Annotated in this window: 13 protein-coding genes; 7 read left to right on the forward strand and 6 right to left on the reverse strand. The window is 44.9% G+C overall.

Going from position 1 to position 9,492, the window contains the following annotated elements:
- Positions 1-108: 108 nt before the first annotated feature.
- Positions 109-987: a 4-hydroxy-tetrahydrodipicolinate synthase gene (gene dapA / locus R7P74_RS20505; protein WP_005380422.1), complete on the forward strand. Its 879-nt coding sequence runs from the start codon at positions 109-111 to the stop codon at positions 985-987.
- Positions 988-1,067: 80 nt separating this feature from the next.
- The gene (gene bamC, locus R7P74_RS20510; protein WP_005380424.1) at positions 1,068-2,087 is read left to right on the forward strand and encodes an outer membrane protein assembly factor BamC; all 1,020 of its coding nucleotides are present in this window, start codon (positions 1,068-1,070) and stop codon (positions 2,085-2,087) included.
- 106 nt (positions 2,088-2,193) lie between these two features.
- On the opposite strand, the gene R7P74_RS20515 is transcribed toward bamC, so the two are convergent.
- From R7P74_RS20515 to R7P74_RS20530, 4 genes are read right to left on the reverse strand one after another with little or no spacing between them, the layout of a single operon-like run.
- Complete coding sequence (locus tag R7P74_RS20515) at positions 2,194-2,397, reverse strand: DUF2897 family protein (RefSeq protein WP_005380425.1); 204 nt, start codon at positions 2,395-2,397, stop codon at positions 2,194-2,196.
- A complete protein-coding gene (locus R7P74_RS20520; protein ID WP_318123134.1) occupies positions 2,394-3,092 on the reverse strand; it encodes a M15 family metallopeptidase in 699 nt (232 codons plus the stop codon). The genes R7P74_RS20515 and R7P74_RS20520 overlap by 4 nt, the downstream gene beginning before the upstream one ends.
- A gap of 14 nt (positions 3,093-3,106) precedes the next feature.
- Positions 3,107-4,243: a succinyl-diaminopimelate desuccinylase gene (gene dapE / locus R7P74_RS20525; RefSeq protein WP_005380429.1), complete on the reverse strand. Its 1,137-nt coding sequence runs from the start codon at positions 4,241-4,243 to the stop codon at positions 3,107-3,109.
- 18 nt (positions 4,244-4,261) lie between these two features.
- The gene (locus R7P74_RS20530; RefSeq protein ID WP_005380431.1) at positions 4,262-4,612 is read right to left on the reverse strand and encodes an ArsC family reductase; all 351 of its coding nucleotides are present in this window, start codon (positions 4,610-4,612) and stop codon (positions 4,262-4,264) included.
- 291 nt (positions 4,613-4,903) lie between these two features.
- On the opposite strand from R7P74_RS20530, the gene R7P74_RS20535 reads away from it, so the two are divergent.
- On the forward strand, positions 4,904-5,191 hold the full coding sequence (locus tag R7P74_RS20535) for a winged helix-turn-helix domain-containing protein (protein WP_005380433.1): 288 nt from the start codon (positions 4,904-4,906) through the stop codon (positions 5,189-5,191).
- 34 nt (positions 5,192-5,225) lie between these two features.
- Here the strand turns inward: R7P74_RS20535 and R7P74_RS20540 are convergent, their stop codons facing one another.
- Positions 5,226-5,558 carry a DUF4156 domain-containing protein gene (locus R7P74_RS20540; protein WP_005380435.1) on the reverse strand — a complete coding sequence of 111 codons (333 nt, stop codon included), beginning with the start codon at positions 5,556-5,558 and terminating at the stop codon, positions 5,226-5,228.
- Positions 5,559-5,561: 3 nt separating this feature from the next.
- Positions 5,562-5,915: a DUF2956 domain-containing protein gene (locus tag R7P74_RS20545; protein WP_005380437.1), complete on the reverse strand. Its 354-nt coding sequence runs from the start codon at positions 5,913-5,915 to the stop codon at positions 5,562-5,564.
- A 144-nt stretch (positions 5,916-6,059) separates the two neighbouring features.
- Between R7P74_RS20545 and R7P74_RS20550 the strand changes: the two genes are divergently transcribed.
- From R7P74_RS20550 to R7P74_RS20565, 4 genes are all read left to right on the forward strand, one after another.
- On the forward strand, positions 6,060-6,545 hold the full coding sequence (locus R7P74_RS20550; RefSeq protein ID WP_025768263.1) for a DUF2919 domain-containing protein: 486 nt from the start codon (positions 6,060-6,062) through the stop codon (positions 6,543-6,545).
- Positions 6,546-6,591: 46 nt separating this feature from the next.
- Complete coding sequence (locus R7P74_RS20555) at positions 6,592-7,494, forward strand: Dyp-type peroxidase (RefSeq protein ID WP_033907102.1); 903 nt, start codon at positions 6,592-6,594, stop codon at positions 7,492-7,494.
- A gap of 143 nt (positions 7,495-7,637) precedes the next feature.
- Complete coding sequence (locus R7P74_RS20560; RefSeq protein ID WP_005380443.1) at positions 7,638-8,777, forward strand: flagellin; 1,140 nt, start codon at positions 7,638-7,640, stop codon at positions 8,775-8,777.
- A gap of 263 nt (positions 8,778-9,040) precedes the next feature.
- Positions 9,041-9,492, forward strand: a 452-nt coding sequence (locus R7P74_RS20565; RefSeq protein WP_088363651.1) for a flagellin N-terminal helical domain-containing protein, incomplete at its 3' end; no start/stop codon positions are given.

Below are 9,492 nucleotides of genomic sequence, written 5' to 3' on the forward strand. Positions count from 1 at the left end.
CAACTGGTAATTATTCATTCATTTGTACTTTGTAAGCGAGTTTACGCTCTTGTGTTTTTCAATCGCATTACAGTACCATGCAGAAAGAGTTAAATGAGGGAGATAAACATGTTTTCAGGAAGTATCGTAGCGCTGATTACGCCATTCAAAGCAGATGGCGAAGTAGACTTTGATGGTCTGCAAAAGCTAGTAGAGTACCACGTTGAAGCGGGTACAGACGGTATTGTGGCAGTAGGCACAACAGGTGAGTCAGCGACACTGACCATTGAAGAGCATGTAAAGGTCGTTAATAAAACTGTTGAGTTTGCCGACGGTCGCATCCCTGTGATTGCTGGCACGGGTGCAAATGCTACCCATGAGGCAGTAACATTTAGCAAATTACTGGCTGATTCTGGTATTGCTGGCTTCCTGAGTGTGACACCGTATTACAACAAACCAACTCAAGAGGGTTTGTTTCTACATTACAAGGCAATTGCCGAAGCGAGTGATGTGCCTCTAATTTTGTACAACGTACCAGGCCGTACTGCTGTTGATATGCAGCCAGAAACAGTGGCACGCTTGTCAAAGCTTGATAATATCGTGGCTCTAAAAGATGCAACGGGCGATTTGGAACGAATTGCAATTCATCGTGAACTTTGTGGCGAAGATTTTATCTTACTAAGTGGCGATGATGCGACAGGGCTGGATTTTGTGAAACTTGGCGGCAATGGTGTTATCTCGGTAACGAACAATATTGCAGCTAAAGACATGGCAGACATGTTCCATTTGGCAAGTGAAGGTAAGTACGAAGAAGCAGAAGCGATTAACCAACGCTTGATGACTCTACACAAAAACCTTTTCATCGAAGCAAGCCCTATCCCAGTAAAATGGGCAGCGCAAAAGCTTGGTTTGATTGAAGAAGGTGGTTTGCGTCTTCCTTTAACTACGCTTTCTGAAAAATCGCAGCCGATCGTCGAGCAGGCGCTAACAGACGCCCATATTTATTAAGATTGAGCTATTAAGATTGAGTTACTAGGATTGAAGTTCATACTGGGGGCCAAAGCGCCCTCGGTGTTTTAGGAGTATAGATGAAGCTTTCAAGCCAGTTAGTGTTAAGTTCATTAGCTGTATTCGTATTGACTGCCTGTTCAGGTGGTGCCAATCAACGTCGTCAAGCAAAAGATGACTTCGAGTATTTGAACTCCCCCAATTTGGGTGAGTGGAATGTCCCACAGGGTGCACAGCCTCAGTTTTACCCTAACTACGAGATCCCTCAGGGTAACTACGCTGGTGGTGTCGGTAAAGATGTCGACATTCGTCCACCTCAACAAGTCCTAGAGCTTATTCCCGGTGCACGTCTAGACCGCAGTAGTGATGGTGAAGTGACACTTTGGCTACTTCGTAAAGATGAACTAGATAAAGTTTGGCAAACGGTGCAAAACATGGTCGCGGCCAACGAGATTCCAGTTGAAAGCCAAACAGACTCTCGCATCGAGACAGGATGGGTGACTTGGGATTCGCCAGATGAAGAGCTAGAAATTGGCAGCCGATATGAAATCGTACGCGCTGAAGCAAATGGTCGACACGGCTTTAAGGTGAGCCTTATTGACTGGCGTGAAGGCAATCAAGTGAAAGAAGTAACGGCGACCAACCGTGAGCGCTACAATGTGTTCATGACGAACTTGGTCACCGCTCGCTACGATCAAGAAGTGCGTGAAGAAGCACAGCGTAAAGCGCAAGAGTTGGTTAAACAGATCCCAATCACAATGGGTAAAGACCGCAGCGGACTTCCAGTGATTATCGCGCGTGCGCAATACAACATGCTTTGGCAGCGTCTGCCTAATATTCTACCTAAGATGGGCTTTAAGATTGAAGAGCGTAGCCAGTCTCAGGGCACAATCACTGCGAAATATGCGTCTCCGGATGATGAATTCTGGAACGATATCGGCGTTAAACCAGTGGAGTTAGCCGCTGGTAAGTACACATTCTTACTTGGTGATTTAGGCAACCGTACGTCTATCAATATCACCGACTCCTCTGGCAAGCCAGTAGAAGAAGAGTTTTTGAAATCACTAGCGCCTGTATTGGCTGCAACAGTGAAGCAGTAAACAAAGCGAGCTTAACGCGGCGTGTTTACTTAATGATAGAAAAGGGACCTAGTGGTCCCTTTTTTGATGTTTAGATTAAATGTGTCGAGATGAAGCTGGTGAGTAACTAACGAGGCTCGTTTTTGTTTTTATCTTCTTCAGCGTAGCGCTGTTTATCCAATGTGTTCAGCTTATCTAAATCGTTCTTACGGCTTTTATCCATCTGACCAAACTTCATTTTTGCGGTATATTTGAGTGCGGCAATATTACCAATGACCACGCTCAACACTACAATAATAATGACCCAAGGATTGGTTAGTATTTCTATCATAGAGCCTCCGGCGGCGTGATATTGTGAATAAATTTGGCAACGACGTTATCCAAATTATTCAGTATGGCGTCAATCCCTGCAATGTTGTCGGTCTGATTTTGTTTAATCAACTGGCTTCTGAGTACATCAAGCGTCAACTGCTCGAGGCATTGCTGCCCGACAGCGCGGTGACTAATGTGCCAATGCTCAATCGAAACGCCACCTAAATCATGCTGATAAGGGAAGAAGAAACCGAACCGACCAAGGTTGGCTTTTAACCATTGGTAGAACGCCTGCTGGTGGCCTTCAAGATACTCCCAAGGTTCCAACTTGAGTTTTGTGTCAGCAGGCAATAAATTGCGCGCATAGACATCAAAATCACAACCCCAATGATGACGACTTCCTCCGGGCAATGCCGACCAGCGCAAAATGGCCATCAATTTCTCTTTGTCATTTAACTCTGCTTTATTCAAAGGGCGGGAGTTGATGTCGAGAATTGGCAACTCACCAGAAAACTTCCCGTTCCAGATGGCTTTTTGGCGATTAAAGTCACGAAAACCACTGGCGATTTCCATTTTGAAACCTGCTTCTGTTGCCGCTTCAATCATCTTTAGCAGATCGTCAGCCACTTCAGGGTGGAGTAGAAACGCTTTTTGATCCACTAAAGTGGATTGAAGATGGGAATCAGTGATTCCGGTGAGTTGCTCTGGTGTCATTGTGTTCTCGCTGATTACTTCGCCAATAGGTGCTTCAACGTGTTTTCGTACATGTCCGTCAACTTTTCAAGATCGTCGACTTTCACACACTCGTTCACTTTATGAATCGTAGCGTTAACAGGTCCTAACTCTACGACTTGACCTCCCATTCGAGCAATAAAACGACCATCAGACGTACCGCCAGTTGTAAGTAGCGCTGGCTTCGTATCATTGACTTCGGCCACAGCAGCTACAACCGCGTCTAGCAGTGCGCCCGTATCGGTCAGGAATGGGTCTCCGTTGAATGTCCATTTTAGGTCGTAGTCCAGCTCATGCTTGTCCAATGTTTCGGTAACACGCTGAACAATTGCGTCATTGTTAAGCTCAGTACTAAAACGTAGGTTGAACTGAACATGGAACTCGCCAGGAATAACGTTAGACGCACCAGTGCCAGCCGATACATTCGGGATCTGGAAACTAGTCGGTGGAAAGTAATCATTCCCTTTGTCCCATTCTGTCGTCGCGAGTTCATGAATCGCGAGTAGAGACTCGTGCACTGGATTGCTGGCTAGGTGAGGGTAGGCCACGTGACCTTGTGTTCCTTTTACCGTTAAATCACCAGTGATGGATCCACGGCGTCCATTTTTCACTACATCGCCAACCACGTCGGTGCTGGATGGTTCACCAACAATACACATATCGATGTTCTCACCACGTTCCATCAACGTTTCTACAACGCGAACGGTACCATTGATAAATGGCCCTTCTTCATCTGACGTAATCAAAAAGCCAATTGAGCCTTTGTGGTCTGGGTTTTCTTCAATGAAGCGTTCGACAGCAACGACCATAGCAGCTAGCGACCCTTTCATGTCAGCTGCGCCGCGGCCATGCAAGTAACCATCAATAATGGTCGGTTCAAACGGATGTGTATTCCAGTGTTCCAATTTGCCAGCTGGTACCACATCGGTGTGGCCAGCAAACGCAAATAGCGGCGCTTCTGAACCACGTCGAGCCCAGAAGTTCGTGGTGTCTTCAAATACCATCACTTCAATTTCAAACCCGAGTGCTTTTAAGCGCTCGATCATCAAATCCTGACAACCTGCGTCTTCCGGCGTTACGGACTGTCTACTGATCAGATCTTTAGCAAGTGCCAATACTGGACTGTCTGTCATCCTTGAGTATTCCTTTATTTAAGAGTTGAAAATGCTAGCGTATTGATCAGCTTTAAAACCGATATGAAGTTGATCATTCACTTTTAAAATTGGGCGTTTAATCATCGCAGGGTTTTCTACCAAAAGAGCGATGGCGTTTTCCTCGTTAAGTGTGTCTTTCTGCTCTTGCGCTAATTGGCGGTAGGTTGTGCCACGTTTATTGAGCACCTGTTCCCAACCTAAAGCGCGACAAAATTCACTTACCATTTCTGCATCAATGCCTTGCTTACGGTAGTCATGGAAGTCGTAAGCAATATCCTCGGCTTCTAACCATTTCTTGGCTTTTTTGATCGTATCGCAGTTGGGAATACCAAACATGGTAATCGACATAGTGTTTCCTTTTTCTTTGTTCTATTTTTCACTGGCGCGGTTAAGACGCACTTAAGTGATTTGGGCTGTTAAAGCATCCTATCAAGAAGCAATCAAACTGACAAAATGCGGTGGAAAATATTTTCAGATAGATTGAGATAACTAATGTCACATAACTTATTTACGATGAATGCGCTATAAATCGAATAAAAATTCGTCTAAATCAAATGGAAAAGTCGAGTTATTGATCAAACGCAACACCTCGCTGAGCAAAAACGAAATAATGAATCAGCACAATTTTAGGAGGTGTCAATGGAATTGAGTCCTGTTTTTGCAAGGCGGCTATATTTGGCCTTGTTGGTGGAAAACCTAGAAAGGCCGAATGTGCCAAAGTTGATCGAAAAAACGGGGTGGCCTCGTCGTACTATTCAAGATGTACTCAAGGCGTTACCTGGGATCGGCATTGAACTTATATTTGTTCAAGATGGCCGACGTCATAATGACGGCTATTATCAACTTTCAGATTGGGGGCCTTTTGATAGCCAATGGGTTCTAGAGCGGGAGAGAGATATCGCTAGCAGTCTTGGATTTCGTGCATAAGCCAGCAATTGCTGGCTTTTTTCATATTCAGGCCTCATCCATTGCAGCGGTAGGCGGAACCCAGTACGCTAAATGAAGTGATAAAATCTTGTGGGGAAACCATAAAAACGGTGTCCGCATCGATAGCCGCTGCATTGTTTTTTAAATCGTTCATCGCGCCTTGCATCATCGCGTCATTAGTCATGAAAATGTAGTTATACCAATGGCCTTCACTTCCGGTGACTTCGCCTTTGTACTCGCATCGCTCAGGGTCGAATTGCGCGTCAATGCGAATATGAACATCTTGACTTTGAGCATGAGTAAGGTGAGATGGCATCGTGCAACCCGTTAGAAGCACGACAAAAAGTCCAAGTAACAGGCGTTTCATTAGCTATTTCCCCAATACTATGTAAGCAGCAAAGCCAATCCAGCTCAGGACAAGTAGTGTCCAAGGCAGTTTGCTTGATGAATGGTTTGGCGCATCGTCGGTGATATTGTCTTGTTCGATAATCTCTTCATGCTGACGTTGCTTTTCACGTTGCTGTTTTTTCTTCGCTTTATCGGCTTGGCGGTTGCGCTCTTTTTGTTGTTTCTTATATTGCGCGATGCCTTTTTCGATACCTTGAGCGATGAGCTTGGTTTGCTCTTTGGTTTGGCCGGGCTTTTGCGTGGATTTAGCAATTCTCATCGCTTCGGCTTGTGTTTCTTGAGAAGGCACAGGGGTGGCAGGAGTTCTTTTTTTCATGTTTCTCATCAACGTCGCTGTAAATCTTTGTTTAGTTTACCTGTGTAAGGTGCTGAAATGAACTTCAGTTCTCATCTTTGTTGGCTTGCAACTCTGAAACGATAGGTTAAAGTGACGTTTTTATCACATAAAGAAGAAGATGTTGTGCGCTATTCGTTTGACCAATATGACGCTCATGGATTTTTAAAGGCGCCGATCATTTTATGGGTGGGATGGATGTTTCTTGTGCGTTCATGGGTGGTGTTTGCCATGGCTGGTGTAAGTCGTGATAGTGGCAGTAAGCTACTCGCTATTGTTTACCCAGATTCAAGTACGTTGTATTTAGGTTTGGCGATGGGCATTCCAAGTTTGCTTCTTATGTGGTTAATGGGGCTTCGTCATCCCGACAGAGGATGGGTAAACAGAATTACTCGCTATGGTCGCGAGATCACTTTGATCTTGTGCGGTATTCAACTTGCTCAGACCATGTATCATGTGTACCTAGAACATGGAGTGTTTAATTGGGCAAACGCCCTTACCATTACCTTATTAGCTTGGTTTATGATCTATCTTCTAAATGGAAGATGGGTAAAAGACTGTTTTCATGTGCCACAATTGGCGCACGATGAACAGCAGCATTCAAAGAATTAAAAACAATAACTTCCCACTCTGGGGCAAAGTAATAGAGGAAACCTCAATGTCACAAGCTCAAACGGCGATCGTGCCAGAAGCCGGGCCATTTGCACTGTACACTCAACTCAAAGTGAACCAAAACCGTGAAAACGTATTAGAAAAACTGAAAGCACTGCCAAAGTTGGTGGAAGAGTTAAACATTACCCAGCCGGGTGCAGCGCTGACGCTTTCTATCGCATTCACAAAATCGTTTTGGGAACACCTTAATGTAGACGCGCCAGAAGAGCTTATTGATTTTACTCAACTTGGCGAAGGTGACATCGTTGCTCCAGCAACAGACGTAGATGTACTGATTCACTGTCACTCGACTCGTCACGACTTGCATTTTTACGTGTTGCGTAAGTTCCTAGAAGAGACGGCACAAGATGTCACCATTGTGGACGAAACATATGGGTACCGTTACCTTGATGCTCGTGATATGACAGACTTCATTGATGGCACAGAAAACCCGAAAGGGGAGGCTCGCGCTGATGTGGCTCTAGTAAAAGAGGGCCCATTTGCTGGAGGTAGTTATGTCATGGCTCAACGCTTCGAACATAACCTTGCCGCTTGGAATCGCTTGAATGTCAAAGCGCAAGAAAAAGTGATTGGTCGTACCAAACCAGACTCTATAGAGCTAGAAGACGTTCCTGCTGCATCACACGTTGGTCGCGTTGATATTAAAGAAGAAGGAAAAGGTCTCAAGATTGTCCGTCATAGCTTGCCATACGGGACGGTAACAGGGCCTCATGGCCTGCTGTTTATTTCTTACTGCAATACACTTCATAACATTAAAGTGATGCTAGAAAGTATGTACGGCGTGACAGATGGTAAAACAGACCAAATGCTTCGTTTCACAAAAGCGGTAACTGGTGCGTACTTCTTCGCTCCTTCACAAGAAATGCTCGCAGAGCTAGCCATCAAGTAAGTTCTCAGACTTTATTTCTTAAGCCCTCCAATTGGAGGGCTTTTGTTTTCTATTTCTATTCCAATCTCTTTTCAAAAAACACTAAACTTTTCTGTTACTTGGTCGATAAGTACTCAAAGCCTTAATTTTAGGACTCTTTATTCGTGGCGATCACCGTTAATACCAATGTTGCAGCACTTGTCGCACAACGTCATTTGACCAGTGCAACGGATATGCTGAACCAATCCATGGAGCGTTTGTCTTCAGGGAAGCGTATTAATAGCGCAAAGGATGACGCTGCGGGTCTGCAAATCTCCAACCGCTTGCAATCACAAATGCGTGGTTTGGATGTCGCGGTACGTAACGCGAATGACGGCATTTCTATAATGCAAACCGCCGAAGGGGCGATGAATGAAGTGACTAACATTATGCAACGTATGCGTGATTTGTCGCTTCAATCAGCTAACGGTTCAAACAGCAAAGCGGAGCGTACTGCACTGCAAGAAGAAGTCTCTGCTTTAAATGATGAGTTAAGTCGTATTGCAGAAACGACCTCCTTTGGCGGACGTAAATTGCTGAATGGCACATTCGGTACATCGTCTTTTCAAATCGGTGCAACGGCTGGTGAAGCGGTACAAATTGGCCTGCGGACCATGCAGCCGGAATCTTTAGGTAGCTTTTCAATGAGCTCATATCAAAGAGTCAGTTCAGATTGGACGGTTCAAAACGGAAATAATGAAATTGTTATCAGCTACCGTGATAACAATTTTGAAGAACAGGAGATCCGTATTGAAGCTAAAGCTGGCGACGATATAGAAGAACTCGCGACTTACATTAATGGGCAAACCGATAAAGTGAAAGCGTCTGTTAATGAAGAGGGGCAACTGCAGTTACTCATGTCCCACAAGGACGCCATAAAATACCCTGGACCAACCTTCAGTGGTGGCCTGGCTGATGAGTTAGAACTTGGCAAGTATGTCACCGTAAATAGAACGGTAGATAGTATTGATATTAGCACGGTCGGTGGCGCTCAGATGGCGGTCGGCATTTTAGATGATGCTTTGAAAACGGTAGATGGCAGTCGTGCGGAGTTAGGTGCATATCAAAATCGCTTCAATCATGCGATCAATAATCTCGATAATATCCACGAAAACTTAGCCGCTTCCAACAGTCGTATCCAAGACACTGACTATGCCAAAGAAACTACGCAAATGGTGAAGCAGCAGATTTTACAACAGGTCAGTACTTCTATTCTGGCGCAAGCAAAACAAGCGCCAAACCTAGCATTGACCTTGCTTGGCTGATGAACGGCCTTGCCCGAATTTAACGCAAAACCTGCCTGTATCGACAATTCGAAAAGAAGCTTTAGCGAAAAATGAAAGTTTTTTTGCTTTTTTATCCGCTTTGTCACGATTACCCCTCCAAACGAATTATTTTCAAAAAAATCCAAAATTTTCTCTAAAGAAAACAGGGCATGCGCCGTTAATAAAAGTAACTTTGAGAGAACTACTTGGTTTTCCGAGACGTCGGAAACCGCTACACCGGAAAATCAATTGGAGAAATCACCATGGCAGTGAATGTAAACACTAACGTATCAGCGATGACCGCTCAGCGTTACCTAAACAACGCAAACTCAGCTCAACAAACTTCTATGGAGCGTTTGTCTTCGGGTTTCAAAATCAACAGCGCAAAAGATGACGCTGCGGGTCTACAAATCTCGAACCGTTTGAACGTACAAAGCCGTGGTTTGGATGTAGCGGTTCGCAACGCGAACGACGGTATCTCGATTGCACAAACTGCTGAAGGTGCAATGAATGAGACCACTAATATTCTTCAACGTATGCGTGACTTGTCTCTGCAATCAGCAAACGGTTCAAACTCGAAAGCAGAACGTGTTGCGATTCAAGAAGAAGTGACCGCGCTAAACGACGAACTAAACCGCATCGCAGAAACCACTTCTTTCGGTGGTAACAAGCTACTAAACGGCACACACGGTGCGAAATCGTTCCAAATCGGTGC

This window comes from Vibrio sp. 2033, from assembly GCF_033339735.1.